Source organism: Thomasclavelia sp. (assembly GCF_047249845.1).
Taxonomy (GTDB): domain Bacteria; phylum Bacillota_I; class Bacilli_A; order Erysipelotrichales; family Coprobacillaceae; genus Thomasclavelia.
Window position 1 is genome coordinate 1 of record NZ_JBKTWO010000002.1, and the last position, 21870, is coordinate 21870.

Here is a 21870-nt window from a genome sequence, read left to right on the forward strand (position 1 = left end):
TAATGATAAAATGCGTGTGTAACTATGAAAATTTTTTCGTTCGTAGAGTACTTTAATTTATGACAATTTTGTGGTTAAAAGTTATTTTTATTTTAAGGGGGGATTAGGATGAATTGGTATGTTATTTTTGTAAATAAAGATAAAATTAATCAATTATTAGTTTATTTTAATAATCAACCTGGTATAAATGCTTTTATTCCTAAGATTGAAAAGCTGATAAGTAAGGAAGGGAAAAAAGATTTTTTAGAGGTTCCCATGTTTCTTAATTATCTTTTTATTGAAACATCATTTAATGAACAAGAATTTGGTGAAATGATAAAAGAAATTAAAAAAGATTTAGGCTCTACGATGAAAATGTTACAGGATGAAACACAAACTATTTATGCATTAACTGTCAAAGAAAAGAATCTCTTAGAGTCTTTATTAAATAAGGATTATTTAATAAAGCATTCAATAGGAATCATAGTTGATTCTAAATTAATTATTCAAGATGGACCATTAAAAGGTAAAGAAGAATTAATTAGAAAGATTGATCGTCATAAAAGATTAGCTTTCTTAGATAATGTTTGTGGCAAACTGATGAAAGTTCCTTTGGAGGTAATAAGTAAGTCATAGATATGGTTATAGAAGAAAACTGGTATGTGTTATTTGCATTAGTTGCAAAAGAAAAAAAATTGTGTTCGGTCTTAACTAAAAAAGGTTTGAATGCATTTATTCCCCAAATGGAATATTATCGCCGAGATATTAAGGGGAATGCATTAAAGATGTTATTTCCAGGATATATTTTTGTTAGAAGTGAAATGAAGCAGAGTGATTTTGATGATTTTTTATATAGGTTAGAAGATCAAAGAGATGGTTTAATTAAACAGCTTAAAGAAGATGGTGTAGCAGCTTTAAGAAAAGAAGAGATAGAAATGTTTAAAAAACTTCTCAATAGTAAAGGTATCTTAGAAATGTCCCAAGCATTTATTGAAGATAAACGAGCTATAGTTACAGATGGACCATTAATGTATTATCAAGATCATATAGTTAAGATTGATAAACACAATAAATTAGCTTACTTAGATATGGAATTTATGGATAGACAGATCTTAGTAGGGCTAAATATTAAAAGCAAAATTTAATAAATGGAGCTGGTTTACCGCACATTTTGTAATTTGAATATAGTTCTTCTTTGGGGTAGGGGGAACTGTATTCTTTTTTATTAATTTAAAAATATATAACTGCTAGGGCAGTTTTTTGTTATGGGGGGAGATCAAGATAAATAAATTATTAATTGTTGGAAGTGGCGGCCATGGGAGATGCTGTTTGGATATTGCAAGAGAGAGTTATGACCATATTGCTTTTCTAGATGATCATCATCTTAATGAAGTAATCAATGATTGTAAAGTCATTGATACGATTGATCAAATGAACTGTTATTATCAGGAGTATAAAGATATTTTTATTGCGGTTGGCAGTAATAAATTAAGAAAGAAACTGATTAAACAGGCTCATAAAAAAGGCTTTAATATCATTTCTTTGATATCTAAAACAAGCATAGTTTCTAAATATGCTTCAATAGATAAAGGAACTGTCATATTCCCTGGTGCCGTAGTTGAAAGTAATGCAGTTATTGGTAAAGGATGTATTATCGCTGCCAATGCAACTGTTAATCATGATGCCATTATTGAAGATTATGTACTCATATATTCCAGTACGGTTGTTAAGCCAAATACATTAGTTAGCTCATATACTCGTATTGGCAGTAATTGTGTCATAGGTTTTGGAATTAAAGTAAATGCAAGCAGTGATATTCCTGATGGAACAGCTGTTAATGATAATCATGAGTATGGTTTTGAAACGGGGGTATAGGATGTATCGAAAAGGAATTAAGAGAGTGCTTGATTTTATTCTGTCATTGGGGGGACTTATTGTATTGAGTCCTGTTTTTGTTATTTTATGTTTATGGATAAAATTAGACAGTAAAGGACCGGTGTTGTTTAAACAAAAAAGAGTGGGGATCAACAAATCGTATTTCAATATATTAAAGTTCAGGACGATGTATATTGATACGCCTAAAGATATGCCTACTCATATGTTGAAAGATCCCGATCAGTTTATTACTAAAGTGGGTAAATTTTTAAGAAAAACGTCTTTAGATGAACTGCCTCAAATCATCAATATCTTAAAAGGAGAAATGGCTATTATTGGGCCAAGACCGGCATTATGGAATCAATATGATTTAATTGAAGAAAGGGATAAATATAATGCTAATGATATAAGGCCAGGTCTTACAGGCTGGGCTCAAATCAATGGTAGGGATGAACTAGAAATACCAGTAAAGGCTAAATTAGATGGAGAATACGTAGAACGTATCTCTTTTTTATTTGATCTAAAATGTTTCTTTGGGACTATAACATCAGTATTAAGATCTGATGGAGTTATAGAGGGGGGAACTGGTAATATGAAAGGGAAGTGCAAATGATGAAAAAAGTATTAATAACAGGAGCAGGAAGTTATATTGGAACATCATTTGAAATGTATGTTAAAAAAAATTATTCGAATGATTTTAAAATAGATACTCTGAATATGTTAGATCCAAATTGGATTAAACATGATTTTAGTGGTTATGATTCAATCTTTCATGTAGCAGGAATTGCTCATGCTGATATTGGTAATGTTAGTGAAGAAACAAAGAAATTATATTATCGAATAAATTGTGATCTAGCTTATGAAACGGCTTTAAAAGCAAAACAGGCAAATATTAAACAGTTCATCTATATGTCTTCAATTATTGTTTATGGTGAAAGTGCTCCTTATGGTAAAATAAAGGTTATTACTAAAGAAACTGAGCCATCACCAAATAATTTTTATGGTGACAGCAAGTTAAAAGCAGAAGTAAAATTATCTTTTTTACAAGATGATAGTTTTAATCTTGCAATAATTAGACCACCAATGATATATGGTCCTAATAGTAAAGGAAATTATCCAATGCTATCTAAATTAGCGAAAAAGTTACCTGTATTTCCTAGTGTTTCAAATCAAAGAAGTATGCTGTTCATTGAAAATTTATGCGAGTTTGTAAGTTTATTGATAAGGAATAATGATAAAGGTATTTTTTATCCTCAAAATAATGAATATTCAAGTACGGTAGAAATAGTTAAAAATATTAATCCAAAGATTAAAATATTGGGAATTTTAAATGTTGGAGTGGTCATGGGGTCGAAAATCCCTGGTAAAGTCAGTAGTTTATGTAACAAGGCTTTTGGAAATTTGGTATATGATAAGTCGTTAAGTGTCTATAAAGATAGGTATTGTCGATATTCATTAAAGGAATCGATTGAAAAGACTGAGGAAATATGATGAAGATATTAATTATATCTCAATATTTTTATCCTGAGAATTTTAGAATAAATGATTTAGCATTAGAATTAAAAAAGCGAGGACACGAGATTACGGTATTGACAGGACTTCCTAATTATCCTAAAGGTGAATATTTTGAAGGATATTGTAAAGATAGAAATTGTGACGAGATTTGGAATGGTATTCCAATATATCGTTGTAAAATGAGAGCTAGGAAAACAGGATCAATTAACTTAATTAGAAATTATTTTAGCTTTGTTAAAGAGGCTAATAAAAAACTACGAGATTTGGAAAGTAAAGAATTTGATTTAATCTATGTATTTGAAGTATCACCAATTACAGTAGCTTTACCGGCAATTAAATTTAAAAAGAAAAAACATCTACCAATTATTATTAATATTCAGGATCTATGGCCAGAGAATATTATAGCAGTAACTGGAATCACCAATCCAATTATAATTGGATTAGTGAATAAAATGGTAAATTATATTTATAAGTATTGTGATCTTATTTTAACAGCAAGTCCCAGTTTTGTATCAAAGATTAAAGATCGAGTTAAAGATAAAAATAAAGTTAAATATTGGCCTCAATATGCAACAGTAGTAAAAGCAGCTGAAGCAGCTAGTATATTGGATAAAGATAAATTTAATATTGTTTTTACCGGAAATATTGGCGAAGCTCAAGGAATTGATTTGGCGATTGAAGCGGCTAAAAGGTTGAAAAACAAAAAAATATGTTGGCATTTTGTTGGTGAAGGAAGAAGTAAAGAAAGATTGATGAATCTGGTAAGAGAATACGGTATTGAAGATAATGTGAAATTTCATGGATTTCACCCTGAAAGAGAAATACCAAAGTATTTAAAAGATGCTGATGCAGCGCTTTTAATCCTCAAACCTAATCCTATATTTGAAATGACTATTCCCGCAAAACTACAGACCTATTTAGCTTGTGGGGTACCAATTATTGGATGTGTTAGTGGAGAAGGTAAAAGAATTATCGAGGAATCAAAAGCAGGTATAGTTAGTGAAAATATTTCAGTCGATGCATTAGTTAAAGTTTGCAATAATTTTATTGAACTAAGTCCCAGTGATATAGAAGAGTATAAGAAAAAGGCTTATGTATATGGGGAAAATAATTTTAATAAGGATTCACTGATTAATTATTTAGAAAGGTCAATGGAGGATTTAAATAATGTCAATATTTAAAGATAAAACGTTAATGATTACCGGGGGAACAGGATCATTTGGGAATGCGGTATTAAACCGCTTTTTAAATACCGATATAAAAGAAATTAGAATATTTTCAAGAGATGAGTTGAAACAAGATAATATGAGACATGAATATCAGGCTAAATATCCTGATATTTTTAATAAACTTAAATTTTATTTAGGTGATGTTAGAGATATTAATTCAATTAAAAATGCAATGTTGGGGGTAGATTATATTTTCCATGCCGCAGCATTAAAACAGGTACCTAGCTGTGAATTCTTTCCTATTGAAGCAGTTAAAACAAATGTTTTAGGAACAGAAAATGTTTTAACTGCTGCAATAGAGTGTGGTGTTAAAAAAGTTGTTTGCCTGTCAACTGATAAAGCAGCTTATCCTGTCAATGCAATGGGAACTAGTAAAGCAATGATGGAAAAAGTCATTGTAGCAAAAAGCAGGACTGTTGATCCCAATAAAACTAAAATAATGTGCACAAGGTATGGAAATGTATTGGCATCGAGAGGGAGTGTAGTACCACTTTTTATTAACCAAATAAAACAAAATAACCCGTTAACGTTAACTGAGCCAACGATGACAAGATTTGTCATGACATTGGAAGAGGCTGTAGATTTAGTATTATTTGCTTTTGAAAATGGAGAGTCAGGAGATATTTTTGTCCAAAAGGCACCAGCTTGTACAATTGAGGTATTAGCAAAGGCAGTGAAAGAGTTATTTAAGGCGAATAATGAAATAAAAGTAATTGGTATACGGCACGGTGAAAAAATGTATGAGACTTTATTAACAGATGAAGAGTGTGCCAATGCTATTGATTTAGGAGAGTTTTATCGTGTTCCGGCAGATAAAAGAGATTTAAATTATGATAAATACTTTTTTGAGGGAATTAAGAAGACAAAATTTACTCAATTTAATTCAAATAATACAAGGTTAATGGATATTGAGGCGGTAAAAAATAAGTTATTAGAAGTTAGATTAGTTAAAGATGAGATAAATAAATGGGAGAATAAGTAATGGCTGATTTAACAACTATTATTTTAACTTTTAATGAGGAAAAAAATATTGCTAATGCAATCAATTCCGTTAAGTCAATTTCTAAAAGAATTGTGATAGTTGACAGTTTTAGTACTGATAAAACAGTAGAAATTGCTGAATCTTTGGGAGCAGAAGTGATTCAACATGAATTTGTGAATCAAGCTAAACAATTTATTTATGCAATGAATATTTTAGATATTAAAACTATTTGGATCATGCGCTTAGATGCAGATGAGATAATTTCTAAAAATGCCGCTAAAGAAATTGAGGGAATCTGTAATATTAATATTAATTCAGATATTAATGGTATTGTAGTACGCTTTGAAGTGAATTTTTTAGGCAAAGCATTAAAACATGGCGGAATATATCCATTTAGAAAAATGATAGTTTTTAAAAATGGTAAAGGCTACATGGAAGACCGAAATATGGATGAACATATTGTGCTTCTTGAAGGAAAAGCAATTGAAACTAAAAATGACTCATATCATAAAGATTATAAGAATTTATCAACATGGATAGATAAACATAACAAATACTCTTCTAGAGAGGTAAATGATTACTTTGATTCTTATAAAAATAATAAATCGGTAAATCTGAATAAATCAGCTAGGTTTAAAAGATTTATTAAGTTTAAAATATATTATAAATTGCCTTTAGGCACAAGAGCACATCTTTATTATTTTTATAGATATTATTTTAAATTAGGTTTTTTAGATGGTAAAGAGGGAAAGATATTTGCCTTTATGCAAGCTTATTGGTATCGGTTTTTAGTTGATGCAAAAATTTATGAACATGTCATAGATGATAAAAAGGAGGTCTAACATGAAAAATATTTTAATATTAATGGGTAGATATTTACCAGGATATAAAGATGGTGGACCTGTAAGAACAATCGTAAATTTAGTAGATATTCTTGGTAATGAATATAATTTTAATATTATGACATCTGATAGAGATCATGGAGATAAAAAATCATATGATAATATTGTTATTAATGATTGGAATGCAGTTGGTAAAGCAAATGTTTATTATGTTAAAGATGAGAAATTTAAATTAAAAAAAATACAAAATATTGCGAAAAATAATGATTTGATTTATTGTTGTGGACCATATAATTCATATGCGATAAAAGTTATGATATTAAAAAGATTTAATATTATAAAACAACCATTAGTTATCGCTTCTATGGGATCTTTTTCGCAGGGAGCTTTGTCATTAAAAAGTAGGAAAAAAAAGATTTTTTTGAATCTATTGAAGATTTTGGGCTTATTTAAGAGGATTACTTGGTCAGTTACTTCAGAGATTGAAGAAGAGGAACTAAAAGAGGTTATTGGTTTAGATGCGAAATGTATTATTGCAGAGGATCTTCCTAGAGATACTGTAATAAAACATATTAGAATAAAACAGGAAAATGAGTTAAAGATTATTTTTTTATCAAGAATATGCCAGAAAAAAAATCTTTTAGAAGCGATTAATATATTAAAAAATTTAAATTCTGGAAAAATAATTTTTGATATTTATGGAAATAAAGAGGATATAGCATATTGGGATAAATGTCAAAAGGCATTGATTTGTCTTCCCAAAAATATTGAATGGCAGTATTTAGGCGAAATAAATTCTGAGGAAGTGCCCAAAATATTTGCAAAATACGATATTTTTCTTTTTCCGACTTTTGGTGAAAATTACGGACATGTTATAGGTGAGGCACTATTATCAGGATGTGTTCCTGTAATAAGCGATACAACTCCTTGGTTAGATTTTAATCAAAACAAATGTGGAAATGTAGTATCACTTAGTAATAGAAATGAATTTGTAGACATATTAAAGAAATATCTACATTTAAATAATTTGGAATATAGTATATATTGTAAGAATGCTCAAAGTTACATATTAAATAAAAATAAAAAAAGTATTAATGAAACAGGATATCGAAAGGTATTTGATTTATGAAAGTGTTATTTTTAACAAATATTCCTTCACCATATCGTGTTGATTTTTTTAATGAGCTAGGAAAGTATTGTGATTTGACAGTACTTTTTGAAAAAAATAAAGCTGATAATAGAGAGTGGACTAGTGATATAAATAAAAATTATAATGCAGTTTTTTTAAAAGGAAGATCTATGGGAAATGACAAAGCACTATGCTTTGAGGTCATAGAATTTATTAGACAAAATTTTGATTGTATAATCATAGGTGGATATAGTACCCCTACAGGAATGTTAGCAATTAAATATTTAAGTTTCAAAAAAATCCCCTTCATTTTAAGCAGTGATGGAGGATTTATAAGACATGAAAGAAAAATTAATTATTTAATAAAAAAACATTTTATTTGTAGTGCTAATTATTACCTGAGTAGTGGAAAAGCAACATCAAAATATTTAATTCATTATGGTGCTAAAAAAGATAATATTTTTAATTATCCATTTACTTCTCTTTATAAAAGTGATGTATTAACTGCGCCTATATCTTCTGATGAAAAAAAAATTTTAAGAAATAAATTAAATCTTCCAGATGGAAAAATAGTCATATGTGTTGGACAAATGATATCAAGAAAAGGTATTGATATATTATTAAAAGCAGCAGAAAATTTTGATAAAAATATTTATACATATATTATAGGCGGTAAACCTACAGATGAATATTTAAAAATAATTAAAGACAATAATTTAAAAAAAATTTATTTTTTAAATTTTATGAATAAAGAAAATTTATATGAATATTATAAAGCTGCTGATTTATTTGTTTTACCAACTAGAGAAGATATATGGGGATTGGTTATTAATGAAGCAATGGCTAATGGACTTCCTATAATTACCACTAATAAATGTATAGCAGGTTTAGAATTAATTAATGGTAATGGCTATATTGTGCCAACGGATGATTTTAATGCTATTTCATTAATGGTAAATGAGATATTGAGTAACCCAGTAAAACAAGTTAATTTATCAATTAAATCTTTAAAAATTATAAAAGAATATACAATAGAAAATATGGCACAAAAAACTTATAAGATATTAAAGGTGATAGAGAATGAAATTAAAAAATAATAAAATTATATTTAATGAAACTGAATATATTATTAGTTTATTTTTATTAAGTTTAATGCATCCAATTTTTGGATTAATAATGTACATATGCTTACTTAAATTGATAAAGAAATACGGCGTAATTGGTGCGATTAAGTATATGATAATTGTTACAATGAGAAGCGCATTAAGCACAGCTGTTGGAGTTTCACTTCTTTCTTTGAGTAATATAAAGTTAATAATTTTTATTTTATTATCATTGTATATTATTTTAAAAACATACTCTAGAAAGCTAACAAAATCAAATTTAATATGTATTTTTTGTTCTGTTTTTTGTGTTTATACAATTATAGCTAGCTTTATAACTGGTAGCTATCCTATAACATCAACTTTTAAGGTTTTATCATTTGGACTAGTATTTTGCTCAGTTATTATGGGAATTGATTTTACGAAAGATAAAATTGACTGGTTAGACTATCTAGTAAAATGTATGACTCCCTTTTTCATAGTCAGTATATTTTTAATTCCTTTTTCACAATTTAGATTAATTAATGAAAACTTTCAAGGGGTTTTCAATCAAGTTAATATGTTTAGTATTTTAGCAGCTCTATATATTCCATTACTTTTAAATAAAAAATTAGTTTTTAGAAATTTTAATGTGAATATAGTTTTAATCATTATAACTATATCTATGCAATATCTTACTGCATCAAGGACAGGTTTATTTGTATCAATTATAATAATTATTGTTAATTTTGTATTAAAAAAACATACAATTTTCATATATTTTACAATTGGATGCATATGTTTTTTCTCTTATTTAGTATATAGCAGTAACTCATATATTAAAATTACAGTCGATGAAGAATTAAAAGAATATATTTATAAAGGTGATACAACCGATATTTTATTTTCTAGAAGAGAAATGCAAAAAATGCAAGAAGAAAAATATAATAATAACAAATTAATAGGATCAGGTTTTATGATGCCATATATTAGTAACTATTCATCCTTAGGCTTAGAAATGTCTTTAAATGTAGAACCTGGAAATCTTATTTGGTGTCTTAGAGGTGATGTTGGTATTATTGGAACAATTGTATTTGTTTTGTTTTTAGTCAGTATATTACTTTTTGGGAATTTTAAATATTTATCTTTATTGATTTCATCAATAGGTGTATGTATGGGGGAAATGGTGTTTTTTAGTGTTAATAGTATAGGAATATTATTATATGTTTTAATTGCAATATATTTGGTAAGTTGCACAAGTAATAAAAAAAGGAGACGACTTAAATGAAAAAAAGATTAACGTGGGTAGATATTTCAAAGGGAATGGGAATATGTTTAATGTATTATGGACATATTGGAAGTCCTGAAATAATCAATTCATTGATTTATGCATTTCATATGCCTCTGTTCTTTTTTTTATCGGGTTTTGTTTTTTCAGTTCAATTACCTTTTTTTGAATTTGTTAAGAAAAAAGGGAAGAATTTATTAAAACCTTTTTTTATTTTTGGGATAGTAATAATTTTTATTAATTATTTTTTAAATTTATTTTTAGGTGAGAATTATGATTTTATAAGTAGTATATATTATATGCTATTACAGCAAGCAGGAACACCATCAAGATTATGGTTCATACCATGCATATTTGTATGTGAAATAATATGTTATTTTATAATTAGAAATAAAAAAGGATTAATTTACTTTTTTATTTTTAATATTTTTGCATGGATAAATGTTATCATTTTTAAAATCAATATACCGTGGTATATTGATACAGCAATTATTTCAAGTTTTTTTATGTTATTTGGATATAAATTAAAAGAAAGTAAAATTAATTTACTGTTAGATAAATACCAGTTAGTAATATTAGGAATTTTGTTTGTTTTAGGTGTTGTTGTAAATCGTTATTTTGGAAGGGTTGATATAGCATTAAATCAATATGCAAATCCTTTTTTATTTTATGCAAATGCGTTATTAGGGATTGTTTTATGTATAAATATATCAATGAAAATAGATAGTAAGATATTAAAATATGTTGGTCAAAATTCACTTTTTTTTATGTGTTTAAACAGTATTGCAATTAAAATAATCTCTCAAAGTTTATTTATTATTAGTGATTTTTTAATATTAAATAGTATTTTAAGTAATTTGTTAGTTTTATTGTTATCTCTGATTTTTGTTTTTTGTTGTTCACTATTGCTTCATAAATATTTTAACAAAATTATGAAATATATAGGATTTTGATTAAAGTACTTAATATTATTTGGCAGATAAAAAACTAGTAATAAGATTGAAAAATTTTTTAAATCTATTAAACAATAAGTTTATTTGGTATTTGAAAATAGTTTTTATGACTAGTTAAATATTAAGATTATAAGTTTATAAGATTAATTATGGAGGAAAAAATGAGAATAGCATTTATAGCACCTAGTCTAAAAATGGGTGGATATGAGAAAGTAGTTTTGGGATATGCAAATGAATTAGTTCAAAGAAGTCATGATGTATATATACTGTGTGGTTTTTTAGAGGGAGAATTAGTAGAGCAGGTAAATAAAAAAGTGAAAATTGTCAATTTTAATTCAAAATTAAGAACTTTTATTTTTCCTCTTATACATTTTTTGAAAAAGGAGAAAGATATAGATATTTTATATTCAGGATTCAGATGGTACAATTGCATATCGGTAATAGCAAAAAAATTATCAAAAAATAAGACAAAAATTTATGCAAGTCAGCATGGATTTGAAAGACAAAGTAAAATTATTAAATTTATTTTAGGACGAATTATTGAAAAAGCTGATTATCAGATTGCTGTTGCTAAATATATAGGTGAATTTGAGAAAAAAGAATTGGGTTTAAGAAAAGATTTTTCTATATTATATAATCCAGTAATTATACATGATTATGTGAATTTAGAAAATCATGAATGGTTTAAAAGTGATATGCCAATTATTATTATGAGTTCCAGAATAGAATATGATAAAAATAGAGCTTTAGGTATAAAAATTTTTAATGAGTTACAAAAAAATATACCATCAAAATTAATAATATTAGGAATAGGGTCAGAATTAGAAAAATGCAAAAAGTTAGTAAGTGAATTTGGAATAAATGATAAAGTTGATTTTTTAGGATTTGTAAAAAATCCTATGGGATATATAGCTCATTGTTCTGTTTTTCTACATACTGCAATAGAAGAAGGATTTGGTAATGTAATTGTTGAGGCTTTAAATGTAAACTGTCCCATAGTTACAACGAATACTACAGGGCCTATAGAAATAATATGTAACAATGAATATGGAATAAATATTGGTAATTACAATGATAAAAATGTAGTGCAAAATGGAGTTCTAGCAATTACGAAAATTTTAGGCGAAAAAGCACATTTTAAGGATTTAAAAAAACGAGCTCAGGATTTTAATGTTAAAAATACTACAGATTGTTTTTTGGAGTTATATTATGAAAACAACGGATAAATTAAAAAGAAAAATTTCGTTATTTTTAATTAATCATTTTTTTTCTACGACTAAATTCTTTGCTTTAAAAAGATATTTATTTAAAATTGCAAATATAAAAGTAGGAAAAGAAACTAAAGTTGTAGGACCTTTTTATTGTGGGACAGAGGTCAAGATTGAAATAGGTAGTAATTGCTGGATTGGTAAAAATTTTAAAGTGGAAGGAAATGGGAAAATTATAATTGGTAATAATTGTGATTTCGCACCATCTGTTATGGTTATAACTGGTAGTCACAAAATTGGAAACAATAAACGAAGAGCTGGTGAGGGAACAATAGAATCTATAATAATTGAAGAGGGATGTTGGATTGGGGCACGCTGTACATTATTAGGAACTATTGTTGTGCATAAAATGTCAATTATAGGTGCAATGTCTTTTGTAAACAAAAATATTGTTGAAAATAGTGTTGTTGCAGGTGTACCATGTAAGGTTATTAAATACATCAACGTGGAGGATCAATAATGAAAAAAATCTTATTTATGGGTGAATATATGCTGTGTGGTGGAGTAGAAAAATCACTCCTTACATTGTTGGATATGATTGATAAAGAAAGGTATTCTCTAACATTGTTATTATTAAAGAAAAAAGGTGTTTTATTAAAAGAAATTCCTTCTCATGTAAGGGTTATAGAATTGGAGCTTCCAAAAGATGAAGAATATGATATTTTATATGGTCGAACTAATGCCTTGAAAAATGCTTTAAAAGGGAAAAAATATGCTACATTTATTAAAAAAATGTTTAGAGGAGGAATTATATCATTAACATCTGATTCTAATGAAAGAAAAAGAGTTAGATATTATCGATCTATAGCAAAAAAATTTCCTTGTTTAGAAGATAGATACGATGTGGCTATAGATTATATGGGATATGGATTAATAAATACATTTTATATAGCTGAAAAAGTCAAAGCAAAAACAAAAATCTCATGGATACATTTTGAACCAGATAAGGCTATGAAAGATTTTAGGGCATTTGAAGTGTTTTTGAAGAAATATAATTATATTTTTTGTGTGTCTAAACAAATTCTTTTAGAGATGGAAAATATTTTTCCAGAATATAAAAATAAATTCAATATTTTTTATAACATAGTAAATAAGAATAAGTTAGCTGAAGAAGCCAAGGCAGGAAATACATTTGTTTATGAAAATGGAAAAATAAATATATTATCGATTGGTAGGCTAGATCAACAAAAAGGATTTGATATAGGAATAAATGTTATTGAACGATTAATAAAAGATGGATATTTAGTGAAATGGTGGATTATTGGGGATGGCCCACAAAAACAGGAATTAAAAAGTATATTAAAAAATAAAAATTTGACAGAAGATATAACTTTATTAGGTCAGCAAATCAATCCATACGGCTATTTAAGTAAATGTGATATATATTTTCAACCTTCAAGACATGAGGGATATGGTATTGCGCTAGCCGAAGCTAGGGCTTTTTACAAGCCTATTTTATCGACTAATTTTGCTGGTGCTAATGAACAAATAAAAAATATGGTAAGTGGTAAAATTGTTCCATGTTTTGAAGAAGCGATATTTGATGGGCTAAAGGAATTAATAGATAATCCGAATCTAATGAAAAAATTTAGCAATAATTTAAATTATCAAGATGATTGTTATGAAAAACAAATGGAGATGCTATATCAGATTTTTGATGAATAGGTGGTAAGGGGTATGAAGAAAAAAATATTATTTGTTATGCCTTATTTCAATTGTGGCGGTGTAGAAACGACGCTTTTGTCTTTATTAGATAAACTAGATTATCAAAATTATGATATTGATCTTCTTCTCGTTAATGATACAGGTGCCTTTTTACATAAAATTCCAGGAAAAGTACAAACTCAAGTATTAGATATTCCCAAATCAGAGTGGGGGGTGTTTTATGGGTATAAAAATGCATGTATAAGATTATTTAGGCAAATAAAAATATTTTCATTATTTAAATTATTAATTGGGGAAAAATATAAACTTAGTGAAAATAGAAGAGAAAATGTCGAATATTTTGAACAAGTTAAAGGTAAGTTTTTTATGTATGATAAACAATATGATTTAGCAGTTGATTATTTTGGGTATGCCTCTTTTACTACTTTCTATGTTGCAGAAAAAGTTAAAGCAAAAAAGAAAATTAGTTGGGTACATAGCCGGTTTTCGACATTGGATGCTCAATACCTAAATAAATATTATAAAAAATTTGATAAAATTTATGCGGTTTCAAAGGATACAAAAAATGACTTTTTATCGTGTGTAGAAATAGAAGATAATAAAGTTGAAATTTTTTATAATTTAATTGATTATGAAGAAATAAGGCAATTAGCAAATGAAAAAATAGAATATATTTTAAAAAAAGATTCAATAATTTTAGTAACTGTTGGCCGTTTAGAAAAAGTAAAGGGAATTGATATGGCAGTTGAAGTAGCAAGAATATTGAATGAAAATAATTTTGATTTCTGCTGGTATGTAATAGGAGAAGGCACAGAAAGAAATAACATTCAAAATCTTATATGTAAATATAATTTAAGTGATAAGTTTATATTATTAGGTTTAAAAGAAAATCCTTATCCATATATGAAAAATTGTGATATATATATCCAGCCTTCTAGATATGAAGGGTATTGTACAACGACAAACGAAGCTAGAATACTAGCAAGACCTGTTATTACAACTGATGTATATGGAGCAAAAGAACAATTTGCGAATGGTGAAAATGGTTTAATAGTGGATATTGATTATCAATGTATTGCAAATGCAGTAGTTTATCTTATTGAGAATCCTGATATAAGAAAACTGTTTCAATCAAAATTATCAACACTAAATAACAATACTGTAGAACAGCTTAAAAAAATATATAGAATGTGTAATTCTTAATGAAAGAGGGAGGATATATTTTGAATAAAAGTCTAAAAATGAGTATAGTATTGTCTTATATATCAATGTTTGCAGGGATTATTATTTCAATTATTTATACGCCATTTATGTTAAGAAATTTAGGACAACAGCAGTATGGACTGTATAATATGGCGGCTTCAGCAATTAGCTATTTAAATTTATTTGATTTGGGTTTAGGAAATGCAGTGGTTCGCTATTCTACTAAATATAGAATTGAAGGGCGCGAAAAAGAGATTAAGTATTTATATGGAATGTTTTTTCAATTGTTCTTTATAATTTCTATAGTAATTATTATTATTGGAATTTTTTTAATAATTAATGCAGGAAATTTTTTTACTGTTTCTACAGGAATTGAGGGTCAAAACCAATTAAAAATAATCATGATTATAATGATTGCTAGTTTAGCTATCAGTTTTCCTGGTAGTGTATATGGATCAATAATTACTTCATATGAAGAATTTACATTTTTAAAAATTACTGGATTAATTTCTACAATATTAAATCCAATAATTATGATACCATTATTGTTGAATGGGTATAAAGCAATTAGTATGTCAATTGTAGCATTAACATTAAATATTTTATTGATTTTATTTAATTGTATATATGTACATAAAGTACTTAAAGTAGATATTAAATTCGGAAAAATAGATTTTAATTTATTAAAAGAAATTTCTTGTTATTCTGGTTTTATATTTTTAGGAGCAGTAGTAGATCAATTATATTGGAATACTGATAAGATTATTTTAGGCATTGTTTCGGGAGAGAATACAGTAGCTGTTTATTCATTAGGTTCTCAAATTCATTCATATTATCAACAATTTTCGTGGTCAATAAGTAATGTTTTTTTCCCGAGAGTTACAAAGATGGTCACAGAAAAAAATTTAAAAGCAATAAATTTATTTTTTAAAAAGATTGGAAGAATCCAATATTTTTTATTATTCTTAATATTATCAGGATTTTTTATTTTTGGAAAAGAATTTATAATATGGTGGGGAGGAAAAGATTATATAAATGCATATTATATTGCTTTATTAGTAATTTTAGCAGCAACGATACCGTTAATTCAAAATATGGGAGTTCATATAATACAAGCTATGAATAAACATGCATTTCGCTCTATTTGTTATATTATTATTGCTATATTAAATGCTGTTTCAAGTTATTTTTTAGCTGAAAAATTTGGAGGAATAGGGTGTGCTATTTGTACAGCTGTTTCACTGGTACTTGGACATGGGATATTGATGAATTATTATTACCAATTTAAAATAGGATTAGATATAAAACAATTTTGGAAAGAAATTTTTAAAATAACATTTATTTTTATTCCTCTCATAGTAATTTCAGTATTTATAAATCAGTATTTTATTACAAGTCGTTTCACATTTTTAGCATTTAAAATATTGATTTATGTATTTGCCTATATAATAATTGCCTATACTATAGCAATGAATAATGATGAAAAATTGTTGATAAATGATTTTATAAATAGATTCAAAAGGAAAATATAAAATGGTTTATAAAATTAATAGATTATTTACAAAAATAAGATACATTTATGATAGTAAATGGTGGTTATATATAAAGTATAGGAATATAAAAATTAACGAGAAACAATTTTTATTTGAATCATATAGTGCAGTAAATTTTCAAGGTAATGTATATTACCTATTTAAATATTTTTTTAATAATCAGAAATATGCATTATACAAATTTATTATTGTTGCCGAATCTCCTGAAAAAATAAAAAAGTATTTAATTAATAGAGGATTATTAGATGATAGAGTAAGTATTGTAAAGTATAAATCAAAAAATTATATAAGAAAGATTTACAGTTCCAAGTATTTATTTAATAATGTAACTTTTCCAATGGATTTTGTGAAAAAAAACGAACAAATTTATATTAATACATGGCATGGAACACCATTGAAATGTTTAGGTAAATCAGTGGCAAATGATCCATTTATAATACAAAATATAGAAAGAGATTTTTTGACATGTCAATATTTAATATCACCCAATATGCATACAACTAATATTTTAGAGAATGATTATATGATTTGTAAGATTATGCCGGGAAAAATTTTAGAAGTAGGATACCCAAGAAATGAAATATTCTATGATTATGTTTATAGAAATAAAGTTAGAAGTGAATTGGGTTTTGAAAATAAAAAAGTGATTTTATACATGCCAACTTGGAGAGGAGCAGCAAATGGAAATAAAAGAGATATAGATTATGATGAAATTATGGGAAATCTATTAAGTAGATTAGGGAATGATTATATTTTTTATTTTAAACTCCATCCTTTAGATGCAGATATAAATACAAATAATTTTAATTTTCGAATAATTCCTGATAATTATGAAATATATGAATTTTTAAATGCATGTGATATTTTGATTACAGATTATTCTAGTGTGTTATTTGATTATGCTAATGCATTAAAGAAAATTTTATTATTTCAATTTGATAAGAAAGAATATTTTAAGGAAAGAGGTATATATAAAGGGATTGATCAAATAATTGATTTCCCTATATGTAGAACTGTAGACGATTTATATAATCACATTATTAATGAAAAAGATTGTAATGTAAGTAAAAATTTTCTAAAGGAATTTTGTTATTATGATATGAAAAATCCAACACATGAAATATGTAAACAAATTTTTTCTAAAAATGTTAATGATTTTAGAGCTGATTTGAAATTGATTGTCATAATAGAAAAAATAACTGATGAACAAATTTTAATGCTTAAAAATAGATATGAAAAAAATGAATTACATTTTGCATTTGTTCCTACTAAGAGCAATGTTTTTTTTAAAAATCTTTCATGTTGGAAGGATATTGATTATTTAATTATTGATAAAAAAGGTAAATATCTAATCAAAGAAAGAATTTTACAAATAATTTATAATTTTATAAAAACCAAAAAAATTGGTATATACATTAATAATGTGAAAATCCGAGAACAGAAACGAATGTTTGGAGAATTAAAAATTAATGAGGTTTTATATTGGAAAAAAGTAAATAACTTACCAGATTATTTAATATGTGATGAAATAAAAAGAAATGTTATAAATTTATAAAGAAAAGGGGGATTAGGCAGTGCTGATATTTTTAATTTTATTAATGATTTTAGGAGTTTATAAAATAAAATATTGTAAGGTTGATTATTATAATGATTATATTAAACCTGAAAATATGTTGTCTTGGAAAGGCATATTTGTAATTTTAATCTTTTTATCTCACATAAATAATAGTGGTTATTTTAAAGATTTAAATTTATTGGATACAACTTATTTATCGATTAATACTAAAATAGGACAATTGGTAGTTGTACTATTTTTATTTTTATCAGGATATGGAATAATTTTTCAAATTAATAAAAAAGGTAAGGAATATGTACAATCAATTTTTTCAAGGCGTTTTTTAAAGACGCTTATACACTTTGATATTATTATTGTTATTTTTATTATTGTGCAATTTTTATTAGGACAAAAGTACTCTTCATTAGAAATGGCAAAATCATTAATTGGGTTGGAAAGTGTAGGTAATAGTAATTGGTATATATTTGCAATATTATATCTATATTTATCTACATATTTTAGTTTTAAAATTAGTAAAGGGAAAAATACAGGAATTATAATTAATATTGTATTTGTGTTATTATATATAATTATGGCTAGAAAATATCTGGATTTTTGGTGGTATGATAGTATTATGTGTTATATTTATGGTATGCTTTATTATTTATTTCAAGAAAAAATAGAAAATCTTGTTCAAACTAATAACATACTATATGTAATTTTATTATTTATGTCTATTTTTTGTTATTTTGGAAATATATGTATTTATAGAGTTCTTCCATATAACTATATTTTTTATTTTACGTTGAATTCATTATTTATATTATCATTTATTATTTTATTTTCAATGAAATTTAGAATAAAAAATAAAATACTTGACTTTTTTGGTAAAAATATTTTTGGTATTTATATACTTCAAAGATTGTCTTTTATAATATTGTCGTATTTTGGATTAAATAGAGTAAATAAATATATATTTGTCTGTGTAGCACTACTGTTTACCATATTGTTAACTATAATAATTAATAAAGCATTAAATAAATTGGATCAAGTATTATTTAAAAGTTAAGTTTTGTAATTTTTGAAAAATTTAATGTGATCAAAAGTGTTAATATATAATAACTGTTATAACATAAGGGGTATAAGATATGAAGATATTAATAACTGGTGCTAATGGATTTGTCGGTAAGAATCTTGTTAGTACATTAAAGAATATAAAAGATGGTAAAGATAAAACACATAGTATAGATCTCGAAAATATCTATACTTATGATGTTGATAATGATATTGATGATTTAAAGAAGTATACAAAGGACTGTGACTTTGTCTTTCATTTAGCAGGTGTAAATAGACCTAAAGATACTAGTGAATTTTATAAAGGAAACGCTTCTTTTACAGAAACTCTATGTTTGTTATTGAAAGAACATAATAATCATTGCCCAATTTTGATTAGTTCATCGATTCAAGCTACTAGAGATAATGATTATGGTAAAAGTAAAAAAGAAGGCGAAGAGTGTTTGTTGAAGCACGATGAGAAAATGAATTCGCAAGTATATATTTATCGTTTAGCTAATTTATTTGGTAAGTGGTGTAGACCTAATTATAACAGTGTAACTGCTACATGGTGTTATAATACTGCTAATGGATTAGATATCCAGATCAATGACTCTGATGTTGAATTGCAACTATGTTATATCGATGATGTGATTGAGGAATTTTTAAATGCGCTTGAAGGACATCCTACAGTATGTAAAGAAGGTATTTACAGTGTCCATCCAATCTATAATGTTAAGTTGAGTGAGTTAGCTGATATTATTAAATCATTTAAAGAGTCAAGAGGTACACTAAATGTACCTAATATGAAAGTAGACAGTTTAGAAAAGAAACTGTACAGTACATATCTTAGCTATCTTCCTAAAGATCAGTTTTCATATCCTTTAAAGATGAATATTGATCAAAGAGGATCATTTACAGAATTTTTAAAGACAGATGACTATGGACAGGTAAGTGTCAATATCTCTAAACCGGGAATAACTAAAGGGCAGCACTGGCATCACAGCAAGAATGAGAAGTTTTTAGTGGTGAGTGGTGAAGGACTGATTCGGTTTAGAGATATCTATAGTGATGAAGTAATTGAATATTATGTAAGTGGGGATAAACTTGAAGTAATTGATATTCCGACAGGATATACTCATAACATCATTAATGTTGGAGAAACTGATATGATTACAATCATGTGGGCTAATGAGAAGTTTGACTCCAAACATCCAGATACATATTTTGAGGAGGTATAAGATGAGTAAACTAAAACTAATGACAATCATTGGAACTAGACCAGAAATCATCAGATTATCGGAAGTAATTAAAAAAAATGATAAATATTTTGATCAGATACTAGTTCATACAGGACAAAATTATGATTATAGTTTAAATCAAGTTTTCTTTGATGATTTAGGTTTAAGAGCACCTGATTATTATTTAGATGCAGTTGGTAATGATTTAGGAGAAACAATTGGCAATATCATTGCAAAAAGTTATAAGCTGATGGCAGAAATAAAGCCAGATGCTTTACTTATTTTAGGTGATACTAACAGCTGTTTAAGTGCTATCAGTGCTAAAAGACTGCATATACCAATATTTCATATGGAAGCAGGGAATCGTTGTTTTGATGAATGTTTACCCGAGGAAACAAACAGAAGAATAGTTGATCATATTGCTGATGTTAATCTATGTTATAGTGAACATGCTAGAAGATATTTAAACAGTGAGGGAACTGCTAAGGAAAGAACATATGTAACAGGTTCTCCAATGGCTGAGGTATTAAGTGCAAATATTAAAAATATTGAGACAAGTAATATTTTAGATAAACTGAGTTTGAAGAGACAAGGGTATATCTTGCTAAGTGCTCATAGAGAAGAAAATATTGATACTGAGAAGAACTTTATAGATCTATTTACATCAATTAATAAATTGGCAGAAATATATGATATGCCAATTCTATATTCATGTCATCCTCGAAGCAAGAAATATCTAGAGATGAGAAATTTTAAATTAGATAAAAGAGTAAGATTGCATGAACCGTTAGGATTCCATGATTATAATAACTTACAGATGAATGCTTATGCAGTAATAAGTGATAGTGGAACACTACCAGAGGAATCATCATATTTTACATCTATTGGCAAATCATTTCCTGCAGTGTGTATAAGAACAAGTACAGAAAGACCCGAAGCATTAGATAAAGGATGTTTTGTACTTGCAGGAATTAATGGCGATAATGTAATTCAGGCAGTAGAATTAGCAGTAAACATGAATGAAAGCAATGATATAGGAATACCAGTACCAACCTATATAGAAGAAGTAAGTACTAAAGTAGTGAAACTAATACAGTCATATACTGGAGTAGTTAATAAGATGGTATGGCGAAAATATTAAAATAGTATATAAAAAATAGAGGGAAAACTTGATTAGGATAATTGAGTTTTCCCTCTATTTTTTATATTTTATATTACATATAATAATTTAGGTTAAATCAAGTTATAGAGCAATAGCAATTTAATTAGAATAATAATTAAAATACATTATATAAATATTAAAGAATAATTAATTGCAAAATTTGTCATATTATTCTATAATTCATATGAAGTCTATTTAATAGATTTCATTCAATATTTATTATGACGTAATCATTGACTAGGGCATGTTACAGATTTTTAATGACCATAAAACCACCAGTGTGACTAAAAATATTA

21 protein-coding genes are annotated in these 21870 nt (G+C 26.4%); all 21 read left to right on the forward strand.

The genetic code is table 11. The annotated features are described in order from the left end of the window. The first annotated feature begins 108 nt into the window (after positions 1 to 108). The 21 genes from ACLR9T_RS00515 to wecB all read left to right on the forward strand — a co-directional run bounded on the left by ACLR9T_RS00515 (position 109) and on the right by wecB (position 21553). Positions 109 to 615, forward strand: coding sequence for a transcription termination/antitermination NusG family protein (locus ACLR9T_RS00515; protein ID WP_413107575.1), 507 nt, complete (start codon positions 109 to 111; stop codon positions 613 to 615). Positions 616 to 617: 2 nt separating this feature from the next. Beyond that, positions 618 to 1124, forward strand: coding sequence for a transcription termination/antitermination NusG family protein (locus tag ACLR9T_RS00520; RefSeq protein WP_413107576.1), 507 nt, complete (start codon positions 618 to 620; stop codon positions 1122 to 1124). A 115-nt stretch (positions 1125 to 1239) separates the two neighbouring features. Then, positions 1240 to 1854, forward strand: coding sequence for a sialic acid O-acetyltransferase (locus tag ACLR9T_RS00525; RefSeq protein WP_413107577.1), 615 nt, complete (start codon positions 1240 to 1242; stop codon positions 1852 to 1854). A gap of 1 nt (position 1855) precedes the next feature. Next, positions 1856 to 2467 carry a sugar transferase gene (locus ACLR9T_RS00530; protein ID WP_413107578.1) on the forward strand — a complete coding sequence of 204 codons (612 nt, stop codon included), beginning with the start codon at positions 1856 to 1858 and terminating at the stop codon, positions 2465 to 2467. Then, positions 2467 to 3345 (forward strand): NAD-dependent epimerase/dehydratase family protein, encoded by an 879-nt coding sequence (locus tag ACLR9T_RS00535; protein WP_413107579.1) that lies wholly within the window; start codon positions 2467 to 2469, stop codon positions 3343 to 3345. The genes ACLR9T_RS00530 and ACLR9T_RS00535 overlap by 1 nt, the downstream gene beginning before the upstream one ends. Continuing rightward, positions 3345 to 4550 (forward strand): glycosyltransferase family 4 protein, encoded by a 1206-nt coding sequence (locus tag ACLR9T_RS00540; protein WP_413107580.1) that lies wholly within the window; start codon positions 3345 to 3347, stop codon positions 4548 to 4550. The genes ACLR9T_RS00535 and ACLR9T_RS00540 overlap by 1 nt, the downstream gene beginning before the upstream one ends. After that, a complete protein-coding gene (locus tag ACLR9T_RS00545; protein ID WP_413107581.1) occupies positions 4537 to 5580 on the forward strand; it encodes a polysaccharide biosynthesis protein in 1044 nt (347 codons plus the stop codon). The genes ACLR9T_RS00540 and ACLR9T_RS00545 overlap by 14 nt, the downstream gene beginning before the upstream one ends. Further along, positions 5580 to 6422, forward strand: a complete 843-nt coding sequence (locus ACLR9T_RS00550) for a glycosyltransferase family 2 protein (RefSeq protein WP_413107582.1) — start codon at positions 5580 to 5582, stop codon at positions 6420 to 6422. The genes ACLR9T_RS00545 and ACLR9T_RS00550 overlap by 1 nt, the downstream gene beginning before the upstream one ends. A 1-nt stretch (position 6423) precedes the next feature. Then, entirely contained in the window at positions 6424 to 7551 is a 1128-nt protein-coding gene (locus ACLR9T_RS00555; protein WP_413107583.1) for a glycosyltransferase, read from the forward strand. Continuing rightward, entirely contained in the window at positions 7548 to 8648 is a 1101-nt protein-coding gene (locus ACLR9T_RS00560; RefSeq protein WP_413107584.1) for a glycosyltransferase family 4 protein, read from the forward strand. Before ACLR9T_RS00555 ends, ACLR9T_RS00560 begins: the two co-directional genes overlap by 4 nt. After that, on the forward strand, positions 8632 to 9921 hold the full coding sequence (locus tag ACLR9T_RS00565; protein WP_413107585.1) for a hypothetical protein: 1290 nt from the start codon (positions 8632 to 8634) through the stop codon (positions 9919 to 9921). Before ACLR9T_RS00560 ends, ACLR9T_RS00565 begins: the two co-directional genes overlap by 17 nt. Next, the gene (locus tag ACLR9T_RS00570) at positions 9918 to 10874 is read left to right on the forward strand and encodes an acyltransferase family protein (RefSeq protein ID WP_413107586.1); all 957 of its coding nucleotides are present in this window, start codon (positions 9918 to 9920) and stop codon (positions 10872 to 10874) included. The genes ACLR9T_RS00565 and ACLR9T_RS00570 overlap by 4 nt, the downstream gene beginning before the upstream one ends. A 161-nt stretch (positions 10875 to 11035) precedes the next feature. Then, positions 11036 to 12100 carry a glycosyltransferase gene (locus ACLR9T_RS00575; protein WP_413107587.1) on the forward strand — a complete coding sequence of 355 codons (1065 nt, stop codon included), beginning with the start codon at positions 11036 to 11038 and terminating at the stop codon, positions 12098 to 12100. After that, entirely contained in the window at positions 12084 to 12602 is a 519-nt protein-coding gene (locus ACLR9T_RS00580; protein WP_413107588.1) for an acyltransferase, read from the forward strand. The genes ACLR9T_RS00575 and ACLR9T_RS00580 overlap by 17 nt, the downstream gene beginning before the upstream one ends. Further along, entirely contained in the window at positions 12602 to 13807 is a 1206-nt protein-coding gene (locus tag ACLR9T_RS00585) for a glycosyltransferase (protein WP_413107589.1), read from the forward strand. Before ACLR9T_RS00580 ends, ACLR9T_RS00585 begins: the two co-directional genes overlap by 1 nt. Before the next feature lie 12 nt (positions 13808 to 13819). Further along, positions 13820 to 15010 (forward strand): glycosyltransferase, encoded by a 1191-nt coding sequence (locus ACLR9T_RS00590; protein ID WP_413107590.1) that lies wholly within the window; start codon positions 13820 to 13822, stop codon positions 15008 to 15010. Between the two features lie 20 nt (positions 15011 to 15030). After that, entirely contained in the window at positions 15031 to 16542 is a 1512-nt protein-coding gene (locus ACLR9T_RS00595) for an oligosaccharide flippase family protein (RefSeq protein WP_413107591.1), read from the forward strand. A gap of 1 nt (position 16543) precedes the next feature. After that, complete coding sequence (locus tag ACLR9T_RS00600) at positions 16544 to 18118, forward strand: CDP-glycerol glycerophosphotransferase family protein (protein WP_413107592.1); 1575 nt, start codon at positions 16544 to 16546, stop codon at positions 18116 to 18118. A gap of 19 nt (positions 18119 to 18137) precedes the next feature. Continuing rightward, complete coding sequence (locus ACLR9T_RS00605) at positions 18138 to 19187, forward strand: acyltransferase family protein (protein WP_413107593.1); 1050 nt, start codon at positions 18138 to 18140, stop codon at positions 19185 to 19187. A gap of 79 nt (positions 19188 to 19266) precedes the next feature. After that, on the forward strand, positions 19267 to 20412 hold the full coding sequence (locus ACLR9T_RS00610; RefSeq protein ID WP_413107594.1) for an NAD-dependent epimerase/dehydratase family protein: 1146 nt from the start codon (positions 19267 to 19269) through the stop codon (positions 20410 to 20412). 1 nt (position 20413) lies between these two features. Beyond that, entirely contained in the window at positions 20414 to 21553 is a 1140-nt protein-coding gene (gene wecB / locus ACLR9T_RS00615) for a non-hydrolyzing UDP-N-acetylglucosamine 2-epimerase (protein WP_413107595.1), read from the forward strand. Positions 21554 to 21870: the final 317 nt, after the last annotated feature.